A 25254-nucleotide genomic window follows, 5' to 3' on the forward strand; every position below is an offset into this window, starting at 1 on the left:
CAGGTAGGCCTTCTGCCCGCCGCGACAGGCGGGACGGTCGATCAATTCCGGGTTGATCTGCGCCCCGCATCGGATGAGGCTGACGGAGGCGGCGGCCACTATTTTTCGGCCGATACACGCCGCTTTTGAGCAAACACTTTTCAGGAGAACCACGATGAAACGCATCGTCATTCTATGCGACGGGACCTGGAACCGGTCCGACAGCATAACCCCAACCAACGTGGTCCGGTTTTCGCAGGCCATGCGGCTCAAGGATGAGGCCGGGACCGTCCAGGTTCCGATCTACGTCCAGGGTGTCGGCACCGGTCGCGGCCCGACGCCATGGCTCAGGAAGATGGATTCACTGCTGGGGGGCGCCTTCGGCCTCGGGCTCATGTCCAACATCGTCGAGGCCTACCGCCACCTGGTCTTCCTCTACGAGCCGGGCGACGAGATCTTCATCCTCGGCTTCTCCCGCGGGGCCTACACGGCGCGGTCCTTGACGGGATTCATCCGCTCGACCGGCATCATCGACCGCGATGCCATGCCCGAGATTCCCAAGGCCGTCGCGCGCTATCGCACGATGGATGACGACACCACGCACCCGGCGACCGAGGAAAGCCACGCCTTTCGCGCGGGCATCTCCCGGCGGGTCGTGACCTCCGAAGCCGAGCATGCGTGGCGTCTTTCCCAAGGCATGCCGGACGCGCCGATCCTGCGGATCCGCTACCTCGGCGTCTGGGACTCGGTCGGCGCGCTGGGGGTGCCGGCGTCGGTGGCGGTGCTGGGCCGCTGGACCGCCAGCAAGTACAGGTTCCACGACGCGAACCTGTCCAGCATGGTTCAGAGCGCCCGGCACGCGGTGGCACTGGACGAACGCCGGCGCGCCTTTGCTCCCACCCGGTGGGACAACCTCGCCGAGTTGAATGCCGAGGCCGAAAGCGGCGCGGGCACGCCTTACCTCGAGCAGTTCTTCGCGGGCGACCACGGGTCGGTCGGCGGGGGCGGCGACATCATCGACCTGTCGTGTATCGGGCTGGAATGGATCATCGAAGGTGCGCGGGAGGCCGGGCTGGCCTTCGACGCGCCGGCATTGGCCCGGATCAAGGCGTCGCAGAATCCGATGGGGCCGCTGCGCAATACCTCGAAGCCCCCGACCGGCGCCCTGAACGCGGTCATGCGCATGCGCCCGCTGGATCGCGAAGGCCCTTCGGCGCTCGACGAGGTCCACGCGTCGGTGCACGACCGCTGGATCGCGGACGCCAAGACCGAGGGCTTCCGCCCCTATCGCCCCGCCAGCCTGCAAAGGGTTCACACGCACCTTGTCGCGATGCACGGGGACCTTGTGCGGGACGGCGACGGGACCCGGATCACCTGACGCGCCGCACGCCGCACGCCGCAGGCCGAATGCGATCGGGTGGCCGGCGGCGCCTAGCCCGGCGCCCCGAAACGGTCGCGCCAGGTGGCAACCCGCGCGGCATCGCGCCCCTCGTAGCGGTCGATCGCATCCTGCAACGCGCCGGGCGTGTCGGTTTCGCGATCCTCGCCGATCTCGGTCAGGCGCATGGTGTACCACGCGGTCACGCCGCCTTCGGGCGGATCCGTGAAGCGCGGAAAGGCAGGTTCCAAGTCCCTGCCCGCCTGCCACCGGTTCGGCAGTTCCGGCGCGACGACCAGCGCCCGGGCCAGCCCGACCATGTCGACCGCGCCGCTGGCGACAGCATCCCGCGCCTGCGCGCGGGTCTTGAACCCGCCGGTGGCCATCAGCGGCACCGACGTTTCCCGTCGGGCACGGCGAGCGAAATCGACGAAATAGGGGCCGGACCCGCCGCTGTCCGAGGCCGAGACGGCGCCGGGAAAATAGGTCCCCCCGCTCAGGTCGATAAGATCGATCCCCGTGGTGTCGAGCGCGCGGATCACCTCCAGCGACTCATCGGGCATGAGCCCGCCCTCCAACCGATCCGTGACGTTGAGCTTCACGGCCACCGCAAGATCGGGACCCACTGCCGCGCGGACCGCGTGCACGACCTCCAGCAGCAGACGCATCCGGTTGCCGATCGGGCCGCCATAGGCATCTTCGCGTCGATTGAAGAGGGGCGAAAGGAACTGGCTCAGCAGGAACCCGTGAGCCGCGTGCACCTGTACGCCACCAAATCCCGCCCGACTGGCCAGCCGGGCCGTTTCGGCGAATTGTCCGGGCAGCGCGGCGATGGCTTCGCCCGACAGCGCCTCCGCCCGCAATCCGGGCAGGTCCAACGCGCTGGGACCCCGTGCTCGACCGATGGGTGGATGGGCCATGGCCCCCGCGTGCCCGAGTTGAGGCCAGATCTGCGCGCCGTTGTCACTGCCGCGACGGGCCAGCGCGGCGAAGGCTTCGAGATCGGACTCGCCATTGAGGACAAGGTTGCCGGGCTTCTCCGCCGCGAACGGGTCGCCCTGCACTTCGCCGATGATCGACAGCGCGACGCCGCCTTCGGCCCAACGTTCGTACAGCCGTCCCTGCGCCGAGGTGGGCCGCCCCGCCCCGTCGCCGAGCGAATCCGACATGGCCGCCTTGGCGATGCGGTTCTTCAGCAAGACGCCGCAGGGCAGGACCAGCGGCTCGAACAGCGGATCGGCCGCCGGGGCCACGAACGGGCCTTAAAGGCCCGCCGCGCGCACCGCCTTGGCGGTCTTGTCGACGATCTCGTCCACGTTCTCGCGGGTCAGGCAGAAGGGCGGCGCGAAGCCCAGGATGTCCCCGCCGGGCATGGCCCGCGCGATGACGCCCTGCGACAGAAGCTCGGTCGCGACCTTGGCGCAGGTCTTCTTCGCCGGATCGAAGGCCTTGCGGCGGTCGCGGTCCTCGACGAACTCGACAGCGGCGATCATGCCCTCGCCCCGGACCTCGCCCACGTGGGGATGATCGGCGAAGGTCTCGGACAGGCGCTGGTTCAGGTAGGCGCCCACGGTGCCGGCGTTTTCGATCAGGTTCAGATCGTCGAGAAGCTGGAGGTTCGCCACCCCCGCGGCCGCGCCCACCGGGTGCGCCGAGTAGGTCCAACCGTGGCCGATGGGGCCGTTCTCGTCCGTGCCCCGCTCGAGCACCTTCCACATTTTGTCGGATACGATCGACCCCGACAGCGGCGCGTAGGCGCTGGTCAGCCCCTTGGCGATGGTGATGAGGTCGGGCCGCATCCCGTAATGCTCGGATCCGAACATGGACCCGAGGCGGCCGAAGCCGGTCACGACCTCGTCGGCCACCAGGAGGATGTCGTGCTTCTCCAGCACCGGCTGGATCGCCTCCCAGTAGCCTTTCGGCGGCGGCACGATCCCGCCCGTGCCCAGCATCGGTTCGGCCCAGAAGGCCGCGATGGTGTCGGCGCCCTCGCGCGCGATCAGCTCTTCCAGCTCGGCCGCGCACTGGGCCGAGAACTCTTCCTCGCTCTGATCGGGGTCGTCGCGATGGTAGTAGTAGGGCGCGCTGGTGTGCAGGATCGGCGACAGCGGCAGGTCGAACTTGTCGTGGAACAGCGGCAGCCCGGTCAGCGACCCGGTCATCAGGCCCGAGCCGTGGTAGCCCCGCCAGCGCGAGATGATCTTCTTCTTCTCGGGCCGGCCGAGGATGTTGTTGTAGTACCAGACCAGCTTGATGTTGGTCTCGTTCGCGTCCGAGCCCGACAGCCCGAAATAGACCTTCGACATGTGGTCGGGCGCGCGCTCCAGCACCATCTTCGACAGCGTGATCGCGGCCTCGGTCCCGTGGCCCACATAGGCGTGGTAATAGGCGAGCTCCTTCGCCTGCTTGGCGATGGCATCGGCGATCTCGGGCCGGCCGTAGCCCACGTTGACGCAATAGAGCCCCGCGAACGCGTCGAGCAGGCGGTTGCCGTTGCGATCCTCGATATGGACGCCGGATGCGCCCCGGATCACGCGGCCCATCGCCTCGCCCCGCGCGTGCTGCGCCAAGTGCGTCGAGGGGTGCATGAAGTAATCCCGGTCCCACTGGGCCAGCTGGTCGTTGCGGCCGATGTCATCCATGGCGGGGTCCCTTTCGTGCATGTGGCGTCAAGGCAGGGCTTACCGCCCCGGCACGCGACTTGAAACCCCTGCCCCCTTGACCGCGGGGCCCGATTGGTTTTGCGCTGTGCCGAACGCGCCAAGGAAAGGTCCCGCCGATGCCGAACTACGCCCCCGCCTTCTCGGTCTCGGAATACCAGCGGCGGCTGTCGCTGGTGCGCTCGCAGATGGCGGCCGACGGGGTGGACGTGCTGTTCGTCACAAACCCGTCCAACATGGCGTGGCTGACCGGCTATGACGGTTGGTCCTTCTACGTCCACCAGGGGGTCATCATCCAGCTCGAGGCCGACCCGATGTGGTGGGGCCGGCACATGGACAGCTTCGGCGCGCACCGCACCTGCTGGATCCCCGACGAACGCGTGCTGAGTTACTCCGACGACTGGGTGCAGTCGGACGAGCGGCACGCGATGCAGCACCTGGCCGCGATACTGGCGGATCTGGGATACGGCGGCGCGCGCATCGGCGTCGAGATGGAGAACTACTATTTCACCGCCGCGGCCATGGACGCGCTGCGCGGCGCCCTGCCCGATGCCGCCTGGGTCGATTCGACGAACCTCGTGAACTGGCAGCGCACCGTGAAGTCGGACGAGGAGCTGGCCTTCATGCGCAAGGCCGCCGCGATCTCGACCAAGATGATCGACGGCATCATGGACCGGGTCGCGGTGGGCCTGCCGAAGAACGAACTGGTGGCCGACATCTACCGCGACGCGCTGATCGGGGTCGAGGGCGCCTGGGGCGACTACCCGGCCATCGTGCCGCTGCTGCCCTCGGGGCCCGACGCGGCCGCCGCGCACCTGACATGGGACGGACGCCCCTTCCAGGCGAACGAGGCGACGTTCTTCGAGATTTCGGGCTGCTATCGCCGCTATCACGCGCCGCTGTGCCGGACCGTCTACCTGGGCGATCCCCCGTCCGAGATGCGCCATGCCGAGGCCGCCGTGCAGCGCGGGATCGAGGCCGCGCTCGACGCCGCGCGCCCCGGCAACCGGGCCTGCGACATCGCCGTGGCGCTGAAGGCCGAGCTGGCGAAGGCGGGCATCGACCGGCAGGGGCGCGTGGGCTACGCGGTCGGGCTCAGCTATCCGCCCGACTGGGGCGAGCACACCGTGTCGCTGCGCGAGGCCGACCTGACGCCGCTGCGCGCTGGCATGTCCTTCCACCTGATGCCCGCGTTGTGGATGAAGGACTGGGGCCTCGAGATCACCGAGACCATCGTCATCCGCGAGGAAGGTCCGGCCGAATGCCTGGCCGACGTGCCGCGGACCCTGGTGGCGAAATGACCGACCTCGCCACCTGCGAGGCGCACCTGGCCGACCTCGTGGCGTTTCCCACGGTCTCGTCCGACAGCAACCTGGCGATGATCGGCCACCTCGCCGACCGGCTGGACCACGCCGGCGCGCGCTGCCGGATCATGACCGACGACAGCGGCACCAAGGCCAACCTGTTCGCCACCATCGGCCCCGACATTTCGGGCGGCATCGTGCTGTCGGGCCATACCGACGTGGTCCCGGTCACCGAGCAGGAGTGGTCCACCGACCCCTTCGCGCTGACCGAGGCCGACGGGCTGCTCTACGCCCGCGGCAGTTGCGACATGAAGGGCTTCATCGCGGCCTGCATGGCGCTCGCGCCGCTTTACGCCCAGGGCACGCTGCGGCGCCCGGTGCATTTCTGCTTCACCCACGACGAAGAGGTCGGCTGCCTTGGCGCGCGTGCCCTCGTGGCCGAGATGTCCGGTTGGGACATCCGCCCGGCCCTCGCCATCATCGGCGAGCCCACGTCGATGCGGGTGATCGACGGCCACAAGGGCTGCTGCGAGTACACGACCAGCTTCCACGGGCTCGCGGGCCACGGGTCGAACCCGGGCCTCGGCGTCTCGGCCACCGAATACGCCGCCCGCTTCGTGGCCCGCCTGCTGGACCTGAGGGGCGAACTGGCCGCCCGCGCCCCGGTCGATAGCCGGTTCGATCCGCCGGGCAGCACGCTCCAGGTCGGCGGCCTGCGCGGCGGCATCGCCCATAACGTCATCGCCGACCATGCCGAGGTCGACTGGGAGCTGCGGCCGGTCAACCCCGAGGACCAGGCCTTCGCCACCGGAGAAATGCGGGATTACTGCAACGATGTCCTGCTTCCGGCCATGAAATCGGTGCACGAAGGTTCGAAAATTGAAACCCGCACCATCGGCGAAGTGGTCGGCCTGACCCCCTGCGGCGCGAACGCGGCCGCCGAGATCGCCCAGGCCCTGACCGGCGCGAACGGCAGCGACGTGGTCCCCTTCGGGACCGAGGCCGGGCTGTTCCAGTCCATCGGGATGGACGCCGTCGTCTGCGGTCCCGGCGATATCGCCCAGGCGCACAAACCAGACGAGTTCATCGCGCGCGACCAGCTGTCCGCCTGCCTCGCCATGCTGCACGGTCTCGACGCGCACCTGCGCTGAGCTGCGTCCCTTTCCCGTCGAGCCGTGCCGCGACCTAGCGCCAGCAGAGATCCAGCACGCGCAGCCAGTTCTCGTGGCAAAGCTTCTGCATCAGCGCATCGTCGATCCCGTGGCCGCGCAATGCCTCCCGCAGCACCGGCAGGTCGGCCGACGAGGTCAGCGCCTCGGGCACCAGCGTGCCATCGTAATCCGAGCCGAAGCCGACGCGATCCTCGCCCAGACGCCCGATCAGGTGGTCGAGATGGCGCAAAAGCGGATCGAGTCCGGTCTCGGCCGTGCGCTTGCCGTCCTCGCGCAGGAAGGCTGTGCCGAAGTTGATCCCCACCATCCCGTCGCTGTCGGCGATCGCGTCCAGCTGCCGATCCGTCAGGTTGCGCGCGCTGGGACAGATGGCGTGGGCGTTGGAATGGGTGGCGACCAGTGGACGCCGTTCCAGCCCCGCCACGTCCCAGAACCCCGCCTCGGTCATGTGCGACAGGTCCACCAACACGCCCAGCTCATGGCACCGCGCGACCAGCCGCTTGCCCGCCTCGGTCAGGCCCGGCCCGGTATCTCCGGTCGACGGAAAGCGGAAGGGCACGCCGTGTCCGAAGGTCGTGGGCCTGGACCAGACCGGGCCCAGCGACCGCAACCCGCGCGCGTGCAGCCGATCCAGCTCCGCGAGGTCTCGACCGATGCACTCGGCCCCCTCGAGGTGCAGGATGGCGGCCAGGCCGCCGTCGCCCGCCAGCGCGGCGCGCAGGTCCTCGACCGTGCGGCAGGCCACCAGCTCGCCCGCCTCGACCAGCGCGTCGAAGATCGCCGCCTGCGCCGTGACGACCTCCATGGCGGTGTCCTGCGCGACCGGCCCCGGCAGGGGCAGGTCATAGCGCTGCTCGCGCATGGCCGCCGCGCTGTCGGATCCGTCGGGGGGCGACGGCACCCAGAGCGCAAAGAACCCGCCGCCCAACCCGCCCTTTCGCGCGGCCGGTGCGTTGATGGCGCCCGCGTCGCTCCCGAAGCCCGCCGCGCCTGCGCCCGAGGACCAAAGCCGCGTCAGAACGTCGTTGTGGCCGTCGAAAATCAGGGGGGTGCGCATGGTTCGGCTCCGGTCGAAAGAGTTCGTTCGCCCGGTCAGGGGCGTCGATGCGGGCCGGCGCGAAGGGGGAGTTTGGTGGAGCCGATCGGGATCGAACCGACGACCTCGTCATTGCGAACGACGCGCTCTCCCAACTGAGCTACGGCCCCACTGCGGCGGTGAATGGCTCATGTCCCCGGCCGTGTCAAGCGGCGCAGGGCGCGCTATCTGGCAACGGATGATCACGCAAATCCTCTGGTCCTTCCGCCAATTCGCCCGCCGCCTCTGGGTCCGTGCGGCCCTGTTGTCCGCGCTGGCGGTTGTCGTCGCCGGTGTGGCGCCGCTGGTGCCGTCCCTGCCCTTGCCGGGTGCGCTGTCCGTATCGGCCGAGGCGCTGGACGCGCTGCTGTCGATCCTGACGAACTCCATGCTGACGGTGACCACGTTCTCGCTGTCGATCATGGTCAGCGCACACCTGGCCGCCGATGCCAACGCCACCCCTCGCGCGCACCGGCTGCTGCAGGAGGACAGTCGCACGCAGACGGTGATCGCCACTTTTATCGGCGCCTTCATCTACGCGCTCGCGCTGACCGTTCTGTTGAATATCGATTTCATCAAGGCCCGCGACGTGCCCTTTATCTATGTCGTGTCCGTGGGGGTCATCATCTTCGTGGTGATCGCCGTTCTGCGCTGGGTGGCCCACCTGGCGGGGCTTGGATCGGTCGAGGCGACGATCGATCGGGTGGAAGAACGCGCGCGGGCCTGCCTGAAGTCCCGCCGCGACGCGCCGTTCCTGGGCGGCCGGGACATTCGAAAGACAGAAATTCCCCAGGACGCGCCGGCCTTCCACGCCGAGGGCTTCGGGTTCGTGCAGAATATCGACACCGCCGCGCTGGACCGGATCGCCCGCGACCGGGGCGCCGCGATTTACTTGGCGGTCGGCCCGGGCGACTGGGTCGACGAAGGCGCGCCGCTCGGGCTTGTCCAGATCGACACGCTCGACGAAGAACTCGCGTCGACCCTCGCGGCAGCCGTGGTGATCGGTGACCGCCGCACGCCCGATAACGACGCGAACCAAGGCCTGATCGTACTGTCCGAGATCGCCATGCGCGCGCTCTCGCCCGGTATCAACGACCCGCGCACCGCCATCGATGTCATCGGTCGCCTGGCCAGGCTCATGGCCACCCATCCGCAAGAGACCGAGATGGAGGAGCCCAGCGCCCCCCGCGTGTTCGTGCATCCGATGGATCGGGCAACGACCCTTCTGGCGACGCTGGATCCCATCGCCCGCGACGGGCGCACCTTCGTCGAGGTTCAGCTGTCGGTGCAGCGGGCCTACGCGACGCTTGCAAAGCATCGCGATCCGTCGGTGTCCGATGCCGCCATGGCGCTGTCGGCCCGCGCGCTCAGCTACGCCCGCGACGGCATCCTGATGATCGAGGATATGCACCGCATCGCCGCGGTCGCACCGGCCCGGCACATGGCCGCAACGTCCGCCGGCGACGCCAAGGAGTCGGTGGTCGAGGCCCTGGGCGAGGAACGCAATGCCAGCCACTTCGCCGACATATAGGCCGCGCGTGCGTCCCGAAGGACCACGCCCCTGCATCACTGGTCCGGAAATACTCACGGCGCGCGGACGGAAACCCGCGCGCCGCCCGGATCGGTGCGCCTACTCCGCCGCCTCCAGGTAGTCCTCCAGCGGCGGGCAGGTGCAGATCAAGTTGCGGTCGCCATAGACGTTGTCCACGCGGTTGACCGGGGGCCAGTACTTGTCGACGCGGAACGCGCCCGCCGGATAGCACCCTTCCTCGCGGCTGTAGGGCCGGTCCCAGTCGCCCACCAGGTCCTCGACAGTGTGGGGCGCGTGTTTCAGCGGGTTGTTCTCGGCATCGCCGCCATCCTCGATGGCGCGGATCTCGTCACGGATCGACAGCATGGCATCGCAGAACCGGTCGAGCTCGGCCTTGGTCTCGGACTCCGTGGGCTCGACCATCAGGGTGCCGGCCACCGGCCAGCTCATGGTGGGCGCGTGGAAGCCGTTGTCGATCAGGCGCTTGGCGATGTCATCCACGGTCACGTGGGCCGACTTGTCGAAGGGCCGGGTGTCGATGATGCATTCATGGGCGATCCGGCCGTTCTGCCCGCGGTAGAGCACGTCGTAGGCCCCTTCGAGCCGCCGGGCGATGTAGTTGGCGTTCAGGATCGCCACCTTCGTCGCCTGGGTCAGGCCCGCGCCGCCCATCAGCAGGCAGTAGGCCCAGCTGATCGGCAGGATCGAGGCCGAGCCGAACGGCGCCGCGCTCACCGCGCCCGACGCGCCTGCACCTTCGAGGTCATAGCCCGGCAGATGATCGGCCAGGTGCGCCTTCACGCCGATGGGTCCCATGCCGGGGCCCCCGCCGCCGTGGGGGATGCAGAAGGTCTTGTGCAGGTTCAGGTGGGACACGTCCGAGCCGATCTCGCCCGGTTTCGACAGGCCCACCATGGCGTTCAGGTTCGCGCCGTCCAGGTAGACCTGCCCGCCGTGGCGGTGGGTGATCTCGCAGACTTCGCGCACCGTGTCCTCGAACACGCCGTGGGTCGAGGGATAGGTGATCATGCAGGCGGCCAGGTCGCTGCCCGCCGCCTCGGCCTTGGCGCGGAAATCCTCGACATCCACGTCGCCGCGCTCGGTGCATTTGACCACGACGACCTTCATCCCGCACATCTGTGCGCTGGCGGGGTTCGTGCCGTGGGCGTTCACCGGGATGAGACAGACCTTGCGGTGGCCCTCGCCGTTGGCCTGGTGATAGCGCATGATCGTCAGAAGGCCGGCATATTCACCCTGCGCGCCGGAATTGGGCTGCATCGACATGGCGTCGTAACCCGTGATCTCGCACAGCCGCTTCGACAGGTCGGTCAGCATCTCGGCGTAACCCTCGGCCTGGTCGGCGGGGGCGAAGGGGTGCAGCATGGCGAATTCGGGCCAGGTGATCGGCGCCATCTCGACCGCCGCGTTCAGCTTCATGGTGCAGCTGCCAAGCGGGATCATCGCGCGGTCCAGCGCCAGGTCGCGGTCCGACAGGCGCCGCATGTAGCGCATCATCTCGGTTTCCGCCCGGTTCATGTGAAAGACCGGGTGGGTCAGGTACGCGCTCTCGCGTTGCAGGGCCAGCGGCAGGCGCAGACGGTCGGGCACGGTGGGGTCGCGATCGATTCCGAAAGAATAGAAAAGGCGGCCGATGGTCTCCAGCCGCGTGGTCTCGTCCAAGGTGATGCCCAACCGGGTCTTGCCCACGCGGCGCAGATTGATGCGCTGGCGCGCCGCCTCGTCGAAAATGGCCCCCTGCAGCGCGCCGACCTCGACCGTGATCGTGTCGAAATAGGCCTCGGGCTGCACGTCGAACCCGGCCTCGCGCAGGGTTTCGGCCACGTGCACGGTCTTGGCGTGGATGCGCTGCGCGATGGCCTTAAGGCCTTCGGGGCCGTGAAATACGGCGTAGAAGCTCGCCATCACGGCCAGAAGCGCCTGCGCCGTGCAGACGTTGCTCGTGGCCTTCTCGCGGCGGATGTGCTGCTCGCGCGTCTGCAGGCTCAGACGGAAGGCCTGGTTGCCGCGCGCGTCGATGCTGACGCCTACGATCCGCCCCGGCATGGCGCGCTTGTAGGCGTCCTTGCAGGCCATGTAGGCCGCGTGCGGCCCGCCATAGCCCATGGGCACGCCGAACCGTTGGGTGCTGCCCACGGCGATGTCGGCCCCCATGGCGCCCGGCTCTTTCAGCACGGTAAGCGCCAGCGGATCGGCGATGACGATGCCCAGACCCTGCTTGTCGTGCAGCGCCGCGATGACATCGGTGAAATCGGTAAGCCCGCCATGGGTGCCGGGGTACTGGAACACGCCCGCGAAGACGGCGCCGGCGTCCATGTCCGCGGGATCACCGACGATCACCTCGATGTCCAGCGGGGCGCAGCGGGTGCGGATGACGTCGATATTCTGCGGGTGGCAGTTCCCGTCGACGAAGACCGCCTTCGCCTTCGATTTCGAAACGCGCTGCGCCATGGTCACGGCCTCGGCCGCCGCCGTGGCCTCGTCCAGAAGCGACGCGTTCGCGATGTCGAGCCCGGTGAGGTCGCAGACCATGGTCTGATAGTTCAGCAGCGCCTCGAGCCGGCCCTGGCTGATCTCGGGCTGGTAGGGCGTATAGGCCGTGTACCAGGCCGGGTTTTCCAGGATGTTACGCTGAATCGCGGGCGGCGTGACCGTGCCGTGATAGCCCTGCCCGATCATGGTCGAGTAGACCTGGTTCTTCTTCGCCACCTGCCGCATGTGCCACAGCAGTTCCCGCTCGGAAAGCGGCTCACCAGACAGCGGCTCGGACTGGCGGATGGCCTTGGGAACGGTCTCGTCGATCAGCTGATCCAGCGTCTCGACCCCCAGCAGACCCAGCATCTCGTCCATCTCGGACGGCGAGGGCCCGATATGGCGGCGATTGGCGAAGTCATAGGGGTCGTAATCCGTAGGCTGGAACGGCATGATCGTGTCTCCGTCGAACGCGGGCGATTTTTCGCAGGAAAAATCGGGGCCGCTCAGATGAATTTCTTGTAGGCGGCTTCGTCCATCAACTGGTCGAGATCGCCGATATCCGCGACCTTCATCTTGAAGAACCAGCCGGCGCCCAGAGGGTCCTCGTTCACTAGCGCGGGGTTCTCGACCAGGGCGGCGTTGACCTCGATGATCTCTCCATCGACGGGCGCCATGATGTCGGAGGCGGCCTTCACCGACTCGATCACCACGACCTCGTCCTCCTTGGCGACGGTGGTGCCTTCCTCGGGCAGTTCGACGAAGACGAGATCGCCAAGCTGCTCGGCCGCGTGCTCGGTGATGCCGACGGTGACGACATCCGCCTCGTCATCCTCGGGACGCAGCCATTCGTGCTCTTCGGTGAATTTCATCGGGTCTACCTTTTGTATGTCGCCGGTCGGAACGGCATGGACTGGACGGTTACGGGAAGGCGCTTGCCGCGCACTTCGCCCCAGAGTTTGGTGCCGACGTCGGAATGGTCAATCGAAACGTAGCCCATGGCCATGGGCCGCTCTATCGACGGGCCGAAGGCGCCCGATGTGACGGCACCGATGGGATCGGCGTCGGCTTCGTCGGCGAAGATCGGCGTGCCGGCGCGCATGGGCGCGCGCCCTTCGGGCAGCAGCCCCACGCGCAGCCGCTGGACCCCGGAGTCGATCTGGGCGCCGATCACGTCCGCGCCGGGATAACCGCCGGCCCGCTCGCCGCCCGGCCGCCGCGACTTCTGGATCGCCCAAAGCAGGTTGGCCTCGATCGGCGTCGTGCTCGCGTCGATATCGTTTCCGTAAAGGCAAAGCCCAGCCTCAAGCCGGAGCGAATCCCGCGCCCCGAGCCCGATGGGCGCGACCGCGTCGTGATCCAGCAGCGCGCGCGCGAACGCCTCGGCCCGGTCGGCCGGGACCGAGATCTCGAAGCCGTCCTCGCCCGTGTATCCCGAGCGCGAGACCCACAGATCGCCCCAGTCCGAGGCCAGCGTGCGGACATCCATGAACGACATCCCCGCCGCGCCCGGCGCCAGCGACTCGAGCACGGCCTCGGCATCGGGGCCCTGCAACGCGAGCAGCGCGCGGTCGGTGATCTCCTCGACCGTCACGTCCCCGGGCAGGCGGGCGCGCATGTGGGCGATGTCGTCGGCCTTGCAGGCGGCGTTGACGACCAGGAACAGGTGGTCGCCGCGATTGGCGATCATCAGGTCGTCGAGGATCCCGCCCGCCTCGTTCGTGAACAGCCCGTAGCGCTGCCGCCCCTCGGCCAGCCCCAGCAAGTTCTGCGGCACCAGCGACTCCAGCGCGCGGGCGGCATCGACCACGTCGCCCGAACCGGGGCGCAGGATGACCTGCCCCATGTGGCTCACGTCGAACAGGCCCGCATGGCTGCGGCAGTGGACGTGTTCCTTCATGACGCCGGGGGCGTATTGCACCGGCATCTCGTAGCCCGCGAAGGGCACCATGCGGCCGCCCAGCTCGGCGTGCAGCGCGTGCAGCGGCGTGGTCTTCAGGTCTTGGTCGGCCATCGGCCCCTCCGGCATCAAACGGGCGCGCGGCGCCCAGCGAAGATGCCCCCTCTGTCCTTGCGCCTGAGATCGCTATCCCTTCGGCGCCCCGGCATGTGGCCCGGGGACTCTCCAGAGTGTCTGTCAGCGGCGGTCCTTTTGCCTGAGAGTTTACCGGGGCGGTTGCTCCTTCGGCCCTGGGATCCAGTGTCTCCCGTCGCTATCATGACTCATGCCACAATTCCGCGGCCCTTGCCAAGACCCGGGCGCGCGCTTAGCTCGGCCCCCATGAACGACCCTTATTTCTTCGGCTACGGCAGCCTGGTGAACATCGGCTCGCACAACTACGGCCCCGTGGCACGCGCCCGCCTGCCCGGCTGGCGGCGGCGCTGGCGGGCCACGCGGCTGCGCCCGGCGGCCTTCCTGACGGCCCATCGCGCGCCGGGCCACGCGATCGACGGGCTGGTGGCGCCGGTGCCCGGCGCCGACTGGGCCGCGCTCGACCATCGCGAACGGGGCTACGACCGGCTGGACGCTCTGGGGCTGGAGCATGACCTCGGCCCCGCGGCTCAGGTGGCGGTCTACGCGATCCCCGACGCCACGGGGGCCGAGACGCCCTGCCCAATCCTGCTCAGCTATCTCGACGTGGTGGTGCGCGGCTTCCTCGACCAGTTCGGCCCCGCGGGCGTGGCCCGCTTCATGGAAACGACGGACGGGTGGGACCTGCCGGTGGCCACCGACCGCGACCGGCCGCTTTATCCCCGCGCGCAGGACACGGGCGACACGGCCCGCGCCCTGACCGACGACTGGCTGCGGCGCCTTGGCGCGCGGTTCATCGCGCCCGAGGACACCGCGCTGGCCACGCCCGAGCCTAGGGCGTCTGGGCCGGCTCCTGCACCGCGCGCATCCGCGCCTCGCGCAGGGTGATGACCAGCACGGCGGCGATGACGATCACGCCGCCGAGGACCACGAAAGCATCCAGCCCCTCGCCGAAGGCATAGTATCCCAGCGCCGTGGCCCAGATCAGCTGCAGGAAGGTGACGGGCTGCGTCACCGTGATGGGCGCCGCGCGGAAGGCGAGCGTCATGGTGAAATGCCCGGTGGTGGCCAGCGTCGCCACCAGGAACAGCCAGCCCAGCTCGGACCAGGTGGGCCAGACCCAGACCGCCACCGCGAAGGGCGCCAGCCCGATGGTCACGAAGATCGACAGCATGGCGACCACCACCGACGGCGCCACCTCGTCCGACATGATCTTGGCAATCAGGTAGGACCCGGCGAAGAAAATCGCGGTGCCGACCATGGCCAGGTGGCCGGTGCTCACCTCGCGGAAACCGGGCCGCAGGATGATGAGCACGCCGATCAGCGCCACGACGATCGCGCCCATGCGCGGCCAGCGCAGCCGCTCGCCCAAAAACAGCGCGGCGCCCAGCGAGACGTAGACCGGCGAGACGTAGTTCATCGCCGTCACCTCGGCGATGGGAATTTGCGTCATGGCATAGAACCACAGCATCACACCCAGTGCGTGCACCAGCCCCCGCACCGAGAACAGCGTCAGCGCCCGCCGGCCCAGCCGGGCCTGGCGCAGCCCGCCCAGCATCGGCAGCAGGAAGACCAGCCCCAGCAGATAGCGCAGGAATGCCGCTTCGGGCGCGGGCACCCGGTCGCCCAGGTGCTTGACCGTGGCGGTCACGGCCACGAACAGCAGGCCAGTGACCAGCATCCACAGCGCGCCCGCCACGGGCCGGTTCTGACCGCCGCTCATGGCCACACCAGCTTCAGCGCGATGGCCCACATGACCGCCGCCACCAGCGCGTCGAGCACGCGCCACGCCACCGGCCGCGCGAAAAGCGGCGCCACCAGCCGCGCGCCGTAGCCCAGGCCGAAGAAGAACACGAAGGACGCCGTCACCGCGCCCGCGCCGAACAGCAGGCGGCTATCGGACCCCGCCGCGACCGACCCCAGCAGGACCACGGTGTCCAGGTAGACATGCGGGTTCAGCCAGGTCAGCGCGAGGCATGTCAGCACCGCCGAGCGCAGGCTTTCACGCGGCCCGTCGTCCAGCCGCATGGCCGCCCCGCCCGCGATGGCGCTGCGCATGGCCAACGCGCCGTAGACCACGAGGAAGGCCGCGCCGCCCCAGCTCAGCACCGGGGTAATCCAGGGCGCGGCCTGCACCAGCGCGCCGAACCCGGCCACGCCCGCCGTGATCAGCACCGCGTCGGACAGGGCACAGGTCAGGACAACCGGCAGCACATGGGCACGTCTCAGCCCCTGGCGCAGGACGAAGGCGTTCTGCGCGCCGATGGCGAGAATAAGGGAAAAGCCCAGCGCGAAGCCGGACAGGAGGGCGTTCATTCGCCCTTGCTAGACCCAAGGCCGAGGGGCGACAAGCGTGGGGTGAGCGGAACGGGCGCGCGCGCGGCGCGTTTCGCTCCCGCGACAGGAGGATCAGCCATGGCAGGCGGATGGGCCCGCGACGGGGCCGTGAACGAACAGATCGAAGCCTCGATCTCGGATGAATTGCAGCGCATGCGCGCGGCGCAGGCACGGGCGAAGGCCGAAAGCCGCACCCACTGCGCCGAATGCGAGGAACCGATCCCCGAGGCCCGGCGCGCGGCGAAACCCGGCGTGCAGCTCTGCATCGACTGCCAGCAGGAACGTGACGGCAGCTACAATGCGCGCGGCGGCATCAACCGGCGCGGCAGCAAGGACAGCCAGCTGAAATGAGCCGCAAGCCCCGCGGCCCGCAAAAGCTCGCCTTCCACCGCCACGACGACGGACGACGCAGGATCACCAACCGTCAGATCGACTTCATCGGCTGGCTGCTCTTCGTGGGCTCGGCCTGCGCCTTCATCGTGGCCAGCATCGGCAGCCCCTGGGCGCTCGCGGGCAGCGTGCTGTTCCTGCTGGCCTGCATCGCCTTCATCGTTCCCTTCTTCCGGAACGACTAGGGGCGGACCCGCGGCCCGCCCCTTCATCTTTCGGTAAATACCTCGGAGAGCGCGAGAGGCAGCGCCTCTCGCATCGCGCCAGCGATCGGGGCGGCTCACTCCGAGCCGAGCTGTTCCATCACCTCGTCCGAGGCTTCGAAATTGGCGGTGACGTTCTGCACGTCGTCGTCATCGTCCAGCGCGTCCATCAGCTTCATCAGCTTATGCATGCCGTCCAGGTCCATCTCGGTGGTGGTCTGCGGCCGCCAGACGAGCTTCGTGGTCTCGGATTCGCCCAGTTGCTCTTCCAGCTTGGTGGACACCTCGTTCAGGTCGGTGTCGGCGCACCAGATCACGTGGCCGTCCTCCGAGCTTTCCACGTCCTCGGCGCCGGCCTCGATCGCGGCCATCATCACGTCATCGGCGTCGCCTGCATCGGCCGGGTAGATCACCTGCCCCTTGCGGTCGAACATGAAGGACACGCTGCCCGTCTCGCCCAGGTTGCCGCCGTTCTTCGAGAAGGTCGAGCGCACGGTCGAGGCCGTCCGGTTGCGGTTGTCGGTCATCGCCTCGACGATGATCGCCACGCCGTTGGGGCCATAGCCCTCGTAGCGGATTTCCTCGTAGTTCTCGGCGTCTCCGCCCTGCGACTTCTTGATGGCGCGGTCGATCACGTCCTTCGGCACCGACGACGATTTCGCCTCCTTCACCGCGAGGCGCAGCCGCGGGTTCTTGTCGGGGTCCGGGTCGCCCATCTTGGCGGCCACGGTGATTTCCTTTGCCAGCTTGGAAAACAGCTTCGACCGGGCGGCGTCCTGGCGGCCCTTGCGATGCTGGATGTTGGCCCATTTGGAATGGCCCGCCATGGCTTACCTCATCATGTATCCTGGATCGGCAGGGATATAGGCCGCGAGGGCCGGGCGCATCAAGACCCCACGCGCGGGCCGAAGCCCAGGGCGGGGCGATCCGGCGGGGTGATCGTGACCCAGGGCGCCTCCGCGGCGGGCGCCAGCGGCAGGCGCGGCCGCCCGGTCGGCCGCAGGACAGCGACCGGCCAGGTCTGGGGGCAGCCCGCCAGCGTGGTGGACCACGGCCCCGCCCGGCCCTCGCGCACGCCGGTGCAGAGACCCCCGTCGCTCATCCGTGCCGTGACCGTGTCGCGGAACAGGGTCACCGCCACGGGCCGCACCCCGGCCCCGCCGGATGCCGAGGGCGCGGAGCCGGTGGCGCATCCGGCCGTGGCGAGGCAGGCGAGAAGGACGATCCAGCGCATCACAGCGGCCAGATCAGCGGGATGGTCAGGGTGGCCGTGCAGGCCAGAAGCAGGTTCATCGGGATCCCCACGCGCAGGTAGTCGGAAAATCGGTAGCCGCCCGGGCCATAGACCAGCATGTTGGTCTGGTATCCGATGGGCGTCGAGAACGCGGCCGAGGCGGCGAACATCACCCCCACCACCAGCGCGCGCGGGTCGATGCCCAGCGACGTGCCCAGCTGGATCGCGATGGGCGTCAGGATCACGCCCACCGCGTTGTTCGACACCATCTCGGTCAGCGTGCTGGCCAGGACGTAGACGCAGAACAGCACCAGCACGGGCGGCAGGTCGGCGAAGAGAGGCGACAGCCAGCCGACCAGCATGGCCACCGCGCCCGACGCCTCGAGCCCCGCGCCCACGGCGAGCATGGCGAAGATCAGCGCCAGCAGCCGGCCCTCGACGAAGGAAAACGCCTCGTCCGCGTCGATGCAGCGGGTCAGCAGGACAACGGCGACGGCCATCACGGCCAGCCCGAGGATCGGCGCCACGCCCAGCGCGGCCAGGACGACCACCACCGCCAGCGCGCCCACAGCATAGGGCGCGCGTTGCCTGCGATACGCTTGGTCGGTCGGTTTCGAGACGTCCACCAGCTCCATGTCCTGGGCCAGCCGGCTGATATCGGCGCCGTTGCCTTCCAGAAGCAGCGTGTCGCCCACGCGCACGACGACCTCGTCCAGCTGGCGGCCGATATTCTGGTTCCGCCGGTGCACGGCCAGCGGATAGACGCCGTATCGGCGGCGCAGGCGCAGCGCGCCCAGGCTGCGCCCGATCATCCGGCAGCCCGGCGTGATCAGGACCTCGACCGTTTCCGTCTCGACCGAGCCCAGCTGGTCGACGCTGCGCAGGTCGCGGTTCTGCTGGAGACTCAGGAGCTCCGACATCTGGGTGCGCAGCACCACGCGGTCGCCCGCGGCCAGTTCGACGCCGTTCATGTCGCGCCGCAGCGAGGCGTCCCCGCGCAGCACGTCGACCACGCGCACGCCCTCGCGCTTGAACAGCTCGACCTCCAGCACCGGGCGGCCGATCAGCCCCGAGCCTTCGGGGATGGCGAGCTCGGTGAAATACTTCATCTGCCGCCGGTCCGACAGCATGACGCCAAGGCTGTGCCGCTCGGGCAGCAGCCTGCGTCCGACCAGCGCCATGAAGGTCCCGCCGATCGCCACCTGCACCAGACCCAGCGGCGCGATCTCGAAGATCGAGAACGGCTCGAGCCCCTGCGCCCGCGCGACGCCGTCCACCAGCAGGTTGGTCGACGTGCCGATCAGCGTCAGCGTGCCGCCCAGGATCGCGGCATAGCTGAGCGGGATCAGGATCTTGGACGGCGCCACGCCCAGGCGCTTCGACAGCTGCACGAAGACCGGGATCATCACCACGACCACGGGCGTGTTGTTCATGAAGGCCGACCCGAGCGCGACCGCGATAAGCAGCAGGATCAAAACGGTCCGCGGGTTGTCCTCGGCCCGCGCATCGGCCAGTTCCGTCAGGGCCTGCAACGCCCCCGTCCGCACCAGCCCGCCCATGATCAGGAACATCGCCGCGATTGTCCAGGGCGCGGGGTTCGACAACACCTCGAGCGCGGCCTCGTAGGGCAGAAGGCCCAGCGCGAACATGATCGCGGCGCCCGAGATGGCGACGACCTCGGTCGGATAGGTCTCGCGCGCGAACAGCACGAACATCACGATCACGACGGCGAAGGCCAGAATTGCCTGGATGGCCGGATCGAGCGGAAGTGTGAGCATCGGGGGCCAGGGCTTTGCGCTAGGGGCGTCGCGTCACGTTACGCGGGCCGCACGCCGGGGTGCAAGCGGGCTATTTCCGCTCGACCTGGAGCGAGTGAAGTCGCGCGTAAAGCCCTGCCTCGGCAAGCAGATCGTCGTGCGTCCCCGTCTCGACCACGCGGCCCGCGTCCATGACCACGATCCGGTCGGCGGCGGTGATCGTGGACAGCCGGTGCGCGATTACCAGGACGGTGCGGCCCTGTGACAGCGACTGAATCGCCTTCTGGACCTTCTTCTCGACCACGGTGTCCAGCGCCGATGTCGCCTCGTCCAGAAGCAGGATGGGTGTATCGCGCAGAAGCGCCCGCGCGATGACCACGCGTTGCCGCTGCCCCCCCGAAAGGGCCGATCCGCGCGGCCCGGCGGGGGTGTCCAGCCCCTGCGGCAAGGTGTCGAGGAAATCGGTGACGAAGGCCGCGTCCAGCGCCGCCTGCAACGCGTCGTCGGACACGTCGGTGCGGCCCAGCAGGATGTTCTCGCGGATGGTTTCGTCGAACAGGATCGCGTCCTGCGTCACCACCGAAATCATGGACCGCAGGCCGCCGACCTCCATGTCGCGGATATCCATCCCGCCGATCGTGACTTGGCCCGATTGGGGCTCGGCCAGGCGGGTGAGCACGTTGAAGACTGTGCTTTTGCCCGCGCCCGATGGCCCCACGAGCGCGGTGGTCGACCCGTCTTCGGCCGTGAACGCGGCGCCGCGCAGCACGTCGGTGTCGCCGTAGGACAGCGCGACGTCGTGGAACCGGATGGTGGTGTCCGGCAGGTCGGGACGTTTCGCCGTGGCGCCGGGCGCCTCCACGGTAGGTGTCGTGTCGAACAGCTGGAACACCCGTTCCAGGCTGGCGGCCGCGCGCTGCCAGGTGCCCGCGAGCGACCCCAGGCGGCGCAGCGGCTGGAACGCCAATGTCATGGCCGAGAAGAAGGACATGAAATCGCCCACGGTCTTCTCGCCGTCGATGATGTCCTGCCCGCCGTAGACGAGGACGCAGAAGAACCCGAGCCCGACCGCGATGTCGATGAGCCCCGGAAGCGTGGCGGCGCCCGCGGCCGTCTTGACCTGCGCGCGGACGAAATCGCCCGTGAGCTTGGTGAAGCGGCGCGTCTGGTAGGCCTCCAGCGCGTTCAGCTTGACCGGCGTGATGCCATGGAACACCTCATCCAGCCGGGTGGTCCGGTCGGCGGTGATGTCGCGCAACCGCGCGCTTTTGCGGCGCAGATACCTTTGCAGCAAAATGTTCGGCAGGATCAGAAGCGGCGTGCCGACCATCGCGACCACCGTCCAGACCGGATCGATCAGCAACGCGACCACGAACAGCGACACGAGGCTGATGACGTCGCGGCCCGCCCCAAGGATCAGCGCCTGCCACAGCCCCTGGGTCTGTTCGGCGTCCGAGATCACGCGGCTGATCATCGTGCCCGGCGGCATCTTCTGGAAGAAGGCATTGTCGAGCGTCAGGACATGGCCCAGCAGGTCGTCCTGCATCTTGGTCGAGGTCAGGATCGCCACCCGGGTCATGATGACCTTCTGCGCCACGCCCGTCACGGCGCGCAGCACGAACAGCCCCATGATCCCGAGGCCGACCCAGACGATCGCATCCTCGCGGCCCGCGACGAAGACCAGGTCGAAGACCGGCTTCAGCATGTAGGACAGCGCGCCCAGCGTGCTGCCCTCGATCGTCATCAGGATCGCGGCGAGGATCACCATGCGCGTATGCGGCCGCAGGTAATCGCGCCAGAAGCGGGCGAACATGGCGCGGTCGCTGTAGGGCGAATTGGTGCGGCGGCTGGCCCGGCTCACGCGTGGTCCCTTGCTTGCAGGCGGTCGGCGCTGTCTAGCCGCTTTGCCGCGGGGCGTCCACCGGACCGAGGCACCACCCGTCCAAAGGGATCGCAGGGCACAGAAAAAAGCGGGCCGCCCGATCGGCGGGCGGCCCGGTCATGGCTCAGGGCAGGTGAGGGAAGATCCGGTCGGGCGTCGCCGGATAGTCGTACACCCTCACACCGCACGCATTGTAGATCGCGTTGGTCACGGCAGCCCCGGCGCCCGAAAGCCCCAGCTCGCCGATGCCCTTGGCCTGGATCGGGCTCGATGCGTCGTCGCGTTCGTCGATGAACATCACCTCGAGGTCACCCACGTCCAGGTTCACCGGCACGTGGTACTCGGCCAGGTCGTTGTTCACCACGTGGCCCGTACGCGGATCGTGCTCGATCGCCTCGGTCAGCGCGGTGCCGATGCCCCAGATCTGCCCGCCCCAGACCTGGCTGGTCGCGGTCTGGTGGTTGAGGATCCGTCCGGCCGCCATGGCCGCCAGCATCCGGCGCACGCGCACCTCGCCCGTCACCGCGTTCACGGCGACCTCGGCGAAATGCGCACCGTAGCCGGCCTGGTGGAAGTCCTCGTCGGTCTGGCCCGGCTCGATATGGCCTTCTTCGGTGATCGGCGCGTCCATCAGCTCGGCCAGCGGGCGGCGGTTGTTGCCACCGGTGGCGACGCCGTCCTGCAACCGCAGTGCCTCGACATCGCAGCCCAGCCGCTCGGCCAGCTTGCGCCGGATCGCCTTGGCGCCCAGGAACACCGATGAGCCCGCCGAGGCCGCGCCCCAGGAACCGCCCGAGCCCGAGCTTTTCGGCAGGTCCGTATCGCCCAGCTCGACGGTCACCTTCTGCGGATCGAGGCCCAGCATCTCGGCCGCGATCTGGCCGAGAATGGCGTAGGTGCCCGTTCCGATATCGGTCATGTCGGTCTGCACCAGCGCCGTTCCGTCGGGGTTGAGCGTCACGTTGGCGCGGCTTTCCATCAGGATGTTGGTGCGCGCGGCCGAGGCGACGCCCATGCCGATATACCACTCGCCCTCGCGCCGCGTGCCGGCCTTCTGCCGCTTGTCCCAGCCGAACGCCTTGGCGCCTTCGGTCAGCGCCTCGGCCAGCGAACGGGCAGAGTATTGCACGCCGGTCTCGGGGTGCTTCTCGGGGATGTTGCGCAACCGCAGCTCGATCGGGTCGATGCCCGATTTCTCGGCCAGCTCATCCATGGCGTTTTCCAGCGCGAGCATGCCCACGGCCTCGCCTGGCGCGCGCACGGACCCCGACGCGGGGCGGTTCAGGATCGCCACGTGCTGGCCGTAACGGCGGTTCTCGCCGCCGTAGAGGAAGTGGGTCGCCAGGTCGACGGGTTCGGCCATGGGTTCGTCGGGCAGGTTCGACTGCCAGTTCTCCTGCCCCAGGCCCAGCAGTTTGCCGTCCTTGTCGGCGGCCAGACGCAGGCGCTGCCGCGTCGCGGTGCGCAGGACGATCATCTCGAACACGTTGTTGCGGCTCAGGACCACCCGGACGGGCCGGCCCAGCGCCTTGGCCGCGACCGCGGCGCCGACGCAATCGGGCGACATGCCCAGCTTGGAGCCGAAGCCGCCGCCCACATAGGGTGCCAGCAGGCGCACGTTTTTCGCGTCGATGCCCAGCGAATCCGCCACCTCGTCGCGGTTGTAGCCCAGCATCTGCAACGACCCGTGCAGCGTCAGCTTGTCGCCGTCCCACTCGGCCAGCGCCGCGTGCGGCTCCATCGCGGCCGAGTTGTGGGGCTTGGTCGTGTACATGCTGTCGACGGTGAAGGTCGCGTCGGACATGGCCTGGTCCAGGTCGCCCTGGTCGGGCTTGTCGCTGTCGGGCCAGTCGCTCACGCCGTCGAAATCGCAAACGGCGTCGTCGTCCTCGGTGTAGTCGACCTTCAGCACGGCGGCGATGTCGCGCGCCTGCTCGAAGGTCTCGGCCACGACGACGGCGATGGGCTGCCCGAGATACAGGATCTTGTCGCCCATCTGCGCCGGGTTGGTGCCCATGGTGCCCTGTGCCGCGTTGCGCACCATCTTGTCGGTGAACACGCCCAGATAGCCCGGCATGTCCTCGACCGACGCGGTGTCGACGGCGTAGGTACCCTTGGTGATGGCGGCGCGGACCATCACGCCGGTCGCCATGCCCTCGGCCTTGTACTCGGCGGCGTAGGGCGCGCGGCCCGTCACCTTCAGCGGGCCTTCGGGACGCGGCATCGGCACGCTCAGCACGCCCTGTCCGGTTTCGTCCAGAAGGTGCGGCTGCACCTGGTCCATCTTCAGATGTTCGGTCATTGGGTCACCCCCGTCAGCTCGGCCAGCACCGCTTTCAGCGTGCGGCGGGCGAGCGGTATCTTGAAATCGTTCTCGCCGAAGCCCTGCGCGTCCTGCAGAAGGACATCGGCGGCCTTGTCGAAAAGCGCATCGGACGGTGCTTCGCCCACCAGGACGTCCTCGACCGCGCCGTCGCGCCAGGGGCGCGGCGCCAGGCCGCCGAAGGCCAGCGCGGCCTCGGTGATCTTGCCGTCCTCGACATCGACGATCCCCGCGACGCTGACCAGAGCGAAGGCATAGGACGAGCGGTCCCGCACCTTGCGGTAGGTCTGCTTGCCCTTGGGGGGCTGCGGCAGGTGCACGGCCGTGATCAGGTCGCCGGCCTCGAGCACGGTTTCCTTGGACGGGTCATCGCCCGGCAGGACGTACATCTCGTCGAGGGTCAGCATCTCGGTCCCACGATTGGGACTTTCGATTTCGACCCGCGCGTCCAGCGCCCGCATGGCCACCGCCATGTCCGAGGGGTGCGTGGCGATACAGTTTGGCGACGTTCCCAGCACGGCAAGGATCCGGTTGATCCCCTCCTTTGCCGGGCAGCCGCTGCCCGGCGCGCGCTTGTTGCAGGGCTGCGTCGTGTCGTAGAAATACGGGCACCGCGTGCGTTGCAGCAGGTTGCCGCCCGTCGTCGCCTTGTTGCGTAGCTGCCCCGACGCACCGGCCAGCAGCGCACGGCTCAACACCGGGTAGTCGCGGCGCACCGTGTCATGGGCGGCGAGGTCCGAATTTGTGACCAGCGCGCCGATGCGCAGCGAATGGGCGGATTGCTCGATCTCGGTCATTTCCAGACGGGTCACGTCCACCAGCTTGGGCGGCGTTTCGATCTGGTGCTTCATGAGGTCGATCAGGTTGGTGCCGCCGGCGATGATGCGCCCGGCGGTGTCCTGTGCGTCGGCGATGCCCGACGCGCGTACGTAGTCGAAGCTTTTCATTCCGCGGCCTTTCTTGTGGTCAGACCCTCTTCTTCGGCGCTTTCCTCGATGGCCTTGCAGATGCCGGGATAGGCCGAGCAGCGGCAGAGGTTCCCGCTCATCCGTTCCTTGATCTCGGCGGTGGAGAAGTTGGGCTCGGCGGTCAGATCGTCGCTGACATGCGACGGCCAGCCCTTGTTGAACTCGTCGTACATGCCCTTCGCGGACATGATCTGACCGGGCGTGCAATAGCCGCACTGGTAGCCGTCGTTGCGCACGAAGGCGGCCTGGAGCGGCGACAGGTTGCCCGGGTCGCCCAGGCCCTCGATGGTGGTGATCTCGTCTCCGTCATGCATGACGGCCAGCGACAGGCAGCCGTTGATGCGGCGGCCGTTGACCAGCATCGTGCAGGCGCCGCACTGGCCGTGATCGCAGCCCTTCTTCGAGCCGGTGAGGTCGAGGTGATGGCGCATGACGTCGAGCAGCGTGGTGCGCGGATCAATATCGACCTCGCGCGCCGCACCGTTCACGGTGAGGGTGATTTGCATGGGGGCCCCTTTTGCGTTGGATGCTTGCAACCA

Annotated in this window: 22 protein-coding genes, 1 tRNA gene and 2 riboswitches; of the genes, 7 read left to right on the plus strand and 16 right to left on the minus strand. The window is 68.6% G+C overall.

All coding sequences use genetic code 11. From position 1 onward, the window contains the following. Nucleotides 1-154 precede the first annotated feature (154 nt). Nucleotides 155-1357 carry a phospholipase effector Tle1 domain-containing protein gene (locus BMX96_RS04640; protein ID WP_175481657.1) on the plus strand — a complete coding sequence of 401 codons (1203 nt, stop codon included), beginning with the start codon at nt 155-157 and terminating at the stop codon, nt 1355-1357. A gap of 53 nt (nt 1358-1410) precedes the next feature. On the opposite strand, the gene BMX96_RS04645 is transcribed toward BMX96_RS04640, so the two are convergent. Together BMX96_RS04645 and BMX96_RS04650 are read right to left on the minus strand one after the other, a co-directional pair. Further along, the gene (locus BMX96_RS04645) at nt 1411-2610 is read right to left on the minus strand and encodes an oxidoreductase (protein ID WP_091844469.1); all 1200 of its coding nucleotides are present in this window, start codon (nt 2608-2610) and stop codon (nt 1411-1413) included. Between the two features lie 9 nt (nt 2611-2619). Beyond that, complete coding sequence (locus BMX96_RS04650) at nt 2620-3990, minus strand: aspartate aminotransferase family protein (protein ID WP_091844826.1); 1371 nt, start codon at nt 3988-3990, stop codon at nt 2620-2622. Nucleotides 3991-4136: 146 nt separating this feature from the next. Between BMX96_RS04650 and BMX96_RS04655 the strand changes: the two genes are divergently transcribed. Both BMX96_RS04655 and argE read left to right on the plus strand, forming a co-directional pair. Beyond that, entirely contained in the window at nt 4137-5318 is a 1182-nt protein-coding gene (locus tag BMX96_RS04655) for a M24 family metallopeptidase (protein WP_091844470.1), read from the plus strand. Further along, nucleotides 5315-6472, plus strand: a complete 1158-nt coding sequence (argE, locus tag BMX96_RS04660; RefSeq protein ID WP_091844471.1) for an acetylornithine deacetylase — start codon at nt 5315-5317, stop codon at nt 6470-6472. The genes BMX96_RS04655 and argE overlap by 4 nt, the downstream gene beginning before the upstream one ends. A gap of 34 nt (nt 6473-6506) precedes the next feature. Here argE and BMX96_RS04665 read toward each other — a convergent pair whose 3' ends face one another. Together BMX96_RS04665 and BMX96_RS04670 are read right to left on the minus strand one after the other, a co-directional pair. Then, nucleotides 6507-7550 carry a dipeptidase gene (locus BMX96_RS04665; protein WP_091844472.1) on the minus strand — a complete coding sequence of 348 codons (1044 nt, stop codon included), beginning with the start codon at nt 7548-7550 and terminating at the stop codon, nt 6507-6509. Nucleotides 7551-7623: 73 nt separating this feature from the next. Continuing rightward, nucleotides 7624-7699: transfer RNA gene (locus tag BMX96_RS04670), tRNA-Ala, on the minus strand. Nucleotides 7700-7767: 68 nt separating this feature from the next. On the opposite strand from BMX96_RS04670, the gene BMX96_RS04675 reads away from it, so the two are divergent. Further along, nucleotides 7768-9099 (plus strand): DUF2254 domain-containing protein, encoded by a 1332-nt coding sequence (locus tag BMX96_RS04675; RefSeq protein ID WP_175481658.1) that lies wholly within the window; start codon nt 7768-7770, stop codon nt 9097-9099. A gap of 99 nt (nt 9100-9198) precedes the next feature. Here the strand turns inward: BMX96_RS04675 and gcvP are convergent, their stop codons facing one another. The 3 genes from gcvP to gcvT are packed head-to-tail and all read right to left on the minus strand — an operon-like array spanning nt 9199 to nt 13603. After that, entirely contained in the window at nt 9199-12042 is a 2844-nt protein-coding gene (gene gcvP / locus BMX96_RS04680; protein WP_091844474.1) for an aminomethyl-transferring glycine dehydrogenase, read from the minus strand. Between the two features lie 53 nt (nt 12043-12095). Then, nucleotides 12096-12461 (minus strand): glycine cleavage system protein GcvH, encoded by a 366-nt coding sequence (gcvH, locus tag BMX96_RS04685; RefSeq protein WP_073129342.1) that lies wholly within the window; start codon nt 12459-12461, stop codon nt 12096-12098. 5 nt (nt 12462-12466) lie between these two features. Beyond that, a complete protein-coding gene (gene gcvT, locus BMX96_RS04690) occupies nt 12467-13603 on the minus strand; it encodes a glycine cleavage system aminomethyltransferase GcvT (RefSeq protein ID WP_091844475.1) in 1137 nt (378 codons plus the stop codon). A 47-nt stretch (nt 13604-13650) separates the two neighbouring features. Beyond that, nucleotides 13651-13722: riboswitch (glycine riboswitch) on the minus strand. Nucleotide 13723: 1 nt separating this feature from the next. Beyond that, nucleotides 13724-13809: riboswitch (glycine riboswitch) on the minus strand. A gap of 61 nt (nt 13810-13870) precedes the next feature. Here gcvT and BMX96_RS04695 point away from each other — a divergent pair. Further along, nucleotides 13871-14509, plus strand: coding sequence for a gamma-glutamylcyclotransferase family protein (locus tag BMX96_RS04695; RefSeq protein ID WP_091844476.1), 639 nt, complete (start codon nt 13871-13873; stop codon nt 14507-14509). Here the strand turns inward: BMX96_RS04695 and BMX96_RS04700 are convergent. Further along, on the minus strand, nt 14454-15344 hold the full coding sequence (locus tag BMX96_RS04700; RefSeq protein WP_236736957.1) for a DMT family transporter: 891 nt from the start codon (nt 15342-15344) through the stop codon (nt 14454-14456). The two genes, BMX96_RS04695 and BMX96_RS04700, sit on opposite strands and share 56 nt — an antisense overlap. Further along, complete coding sequence (locus BMX96_RS04705) at nt 15341-15937, minus strand: LysE/ArgO family amino acid transporter (RefSeq protein ID WP_091844477.1); 597 nt, start codon at nt 15935-15937, stop codon at nt 15341-15343. The genes BMX96_RS04700 and BMX96_RS04705 overlap by 4 nt, the downstream gene beginning before the upstream one ends. Before the next feature lie 99 nt (nt 15938-16036). Here BMX96_RS04705 and BMX96_RS04710 point away from each other — a divergent pair, with 99 nt between their 5' ends. Together BMX96_RS04710 and BMX96_RS04715 are read left to right on the plus strand one after the other, a co-directional pair. After that, nucleotides 16037-16309, plus strand: a complete 273-nt coding sequence (locus BMX96_RS04710; protein ID WP_091844478.1) for a DksA/TraR family C4-type zinc finger protein — start codon at nt 16037-16039, stop codon at nt 16307-16309. After that, a complete protein-coding gene (locus BMX96_RS04715; RefSeq protein WP_236736958.1) occupies nt 16306-16533 on the plus strand; it encodes a cytochrome oxidase subunit III in 228 nt (75 codons plus the stop codon). The genes BMX96_RS04710 and BMX96_RS04715 overlap by 4 nt, the downstream gene beginning before the upstream one ends. Before the next feature lie 95 nt (nt 16534-16628). Here the strand turns inward: BMX96_RS04715 and BMX96_RS04720 are convergent, their stop codons facing one another. The 7 genes from BMX96_RS04720 to BMX96_RS04750 form a co-directional block, all read right to left on the minus strand. Further along, nucleotides 16629-17378 (minus strand): YebC/PmpR family DNA-binding transcriptional regulator, encoded by a 750-nt coding sequence (locus BMX96_RS04720; RefSeq protein ID WP_091844479.1) that lies wholly within the window; start codon nt 17376-17378, stop codon nt 16629-16631. 59 nt (nt 17379-17437) lie between these two features. Further along, nucleotides 17438-17785 (minus strand): hypothetical protein, encoded by a 348-nt coding sequence (locus BMX96_RS04725; RefSeq protein ID WP_091844480.1) that lies wholly within the window; start codon nt 17783-17785, stop codon nt 17438-17440. Beyond that, nucleotides 17785-19563, minus strand: a complete 1779-nt coding sequence (locus BMX96_RS04730) for an SLC13 family permease (RefSeq protein ID WP_091844481.1) — start codon at nt 19561-19563, stop codon at nt 17785-17787. The genes BMX96_RS04725 and BMX96_RS04730 overlap by 1 nt, the downstream gene beginning before the upstream one ends. A 70-nt stretch (nt 19564-19633) precedes the next feature. Continuing rightward, nucleotides 19634-21355 (minus strand): ABC transporter ATP-binding protein, encoded by a 1722-nt coding sequence (locus BMX96_RS04735; protein WP_091844829.1) that lies wholly within the window; start codon nt 21353-21355, stop codon nt 19634-19636. Between the two features lie 193 nt (nt 21356-21548). After that, nucleotides 21549-23726, minus strand: a complete 2178-nt coding sequence (locus tag BMX96_RS04740; protein ID WP_091844482.1) for a xanthine dehydrogenase family protein molybdopterin-binding subunit — start codon at nt 23724-23726, stop codon at nt 21549-21551. Beyond that, nucleotides 23723-24694 carry an FAD binding domain-containing protein gene (locus BMX96_RS04745; RefSeq protein WP_091844483.1) on the minus strand — a complete coding sequence of 324 codons (972 nt, stop codon included), beginning with the start codon at nt 24692-24694 and terminating at the stop codon, nt 23723-23725. The genes BMX96_RS04740 and BMX96_RS04745 overlap by 4 nt, the downstream gene beginning before the upstream one ends. Further along, entirely contained in the window at nt 24691-25221 is a 531-nt protein-coding gene (locus BMX96_RS04750) for a 2Fe-2S iron-sulfur cluster-binding protein (protein ID WP_091844484.1), read from the minus strand. Before BMX96_RS04750 ends, BMX96_RS04745 begins: the two co-directional genes overlap by 4 nt. Nucleotides 25222-25254 lie beyond the last annotated feature (33 nt).

Source organism: Palleronia pelagia (assembly GCF_900110115.1).
Classification (GTDB): Bacteria; Pseudomonadota; Alphaproteobacteria; order Rhodobacterales; family Rhodobacteraceae; genus Palleronia; species Palleronia pelagia.

Coding starts and splice junctions, on each gene's coding strand:
- BMX96_RS04675 (WP_175481658.1), top strand. CDS start 7,768: ATGATCACGCAAATCCTCTGGTCCTTCCGCCAATTCGCCCGCCGCCTC.
- argE (WP_091844471.1), top strand. CDS start 5,315: ATGACCGACCTCGCCACCTGCGAGGCGCACCTGGCCGACCTCGTGGCG.
- BMX96_RS04750 (WP_091844484.1), bottom strand. CDS start 25,221: ATGCAAATCACCCTCACCGTGAACGGTGCGGCGCGCGAGGTCGATATT.
- BMX96_RS04705 (WP_091844477.1), bottom strand. CDS start 15,937: ATGAACGCCCTCCTGTCCGGCTTCGCGCTGGGCTTTTCCCTTATTCTC.
- BMX96_RS04745 (WP_091844483.1), bottom strand. CDS start 24,694: ATGAAAAGCTTCGACTACGTACGCGCGTCGGGCATCGCCGACGCACAG.
- BMX96_RS04715 (WP_236736958.1), top strand. CDS start 16,306: ATGAGCCGCAAGCCCCGCGGCCCGCAAAAGCTCGCCTTCCACCGCCAC.
- BMX96_RS04665 (WP_091844472.1), bottom strand. CDS start 7,550: ATGCGCACCCCCCTGATTTTCGACGGCCACAACGACGTTCTGACGCGG.
- BMX96_RS04720 (WP_091844479.1), bottom strand. CDS start 17,378: ATGGCGGGCCATTCCAAATGGGCCAACATCCAGCATCGCAAGGGCCGC.
- gcvT (WP_091844475.1), bottom strand. CDS start 13,603: ATGGCCGACCAAGACCTGAAGACCACGCCGCTGCACGCGCTGCACGCC.
- BMX96_RS04740 (WP_091844482.1), bottom strand. CDS start 23,726: ATGACCGAACATCTGAAGATGGACCAGGTGCAGCCGCACCTTCTGGAC.
- gcvP (WP_091844474.1), bottom strand. CDS start 12,042: ATGCCGTTCCAGCCTACGGATTACGACCCCTATGACTTCGCCAATCGC.
- gcvH (WP_073129342.1), bottom strand. CDS start 12,461: ATGAAATTCACCGAAGAGCACGAATGGCTGCGTCCCGAGGATGACGAG.
- BMX96_RS04730 (WP_091844481.1), bottom strand. CDS start 19,563: ATGCTCACACTTCCGCTCGATCCGGCCATCCAGGCAATTCTGGCCTTC.
- BMX96_RS04700 (WP_236736957.1), bottom strand. CDS start 15,344: ATGAGCGGCGGTCAGAACCGGCCCGTGGCGGGCGCGCTGTGGATGCTG.
- BMX96_RS04695 (WP_091844476.1), top strand. CDS start 13,871: ATGAACGACCCTTATTTCTTCGGCTACGGCAGCCTGGTGAACATCGGC.
- BMX96_RS04655 (WP_091844470.1), top strand. CDS start 4,137: ATGCCGAACTACGCCCCCGCCTTCTCGGTCTCGGAATACCAGCGGCGG.
- BMX96_RS04640 (WP_175481657.1), top strand. CDS start 155: ATGAAACGCATCGTCATTCTATGCGACGGGACCTGGAACCGGTCCGAC.
- BMX96_RS04735 (WP_091844829.1), bottom strand. CDS start 21,355: ATGTTCGCCCGCTTCTGGCGCGATTACCTGCGGCCGCATACGCGCATG.
- BMX96_RS04710 (WP_091844478.1), top strand. CDS start 16,037: ATGGCAGGCGGATGGGCCCGCGACGGGGCCGTGAACGAACAGATCGAA.
- BMX96_RS04725 (WP_091844480.1), bottom strand. CDS start 17,785: ATGCGCTGGATCGTCCTTCTCGCCTGCCTCGCCACGGCCGGATGCGCC.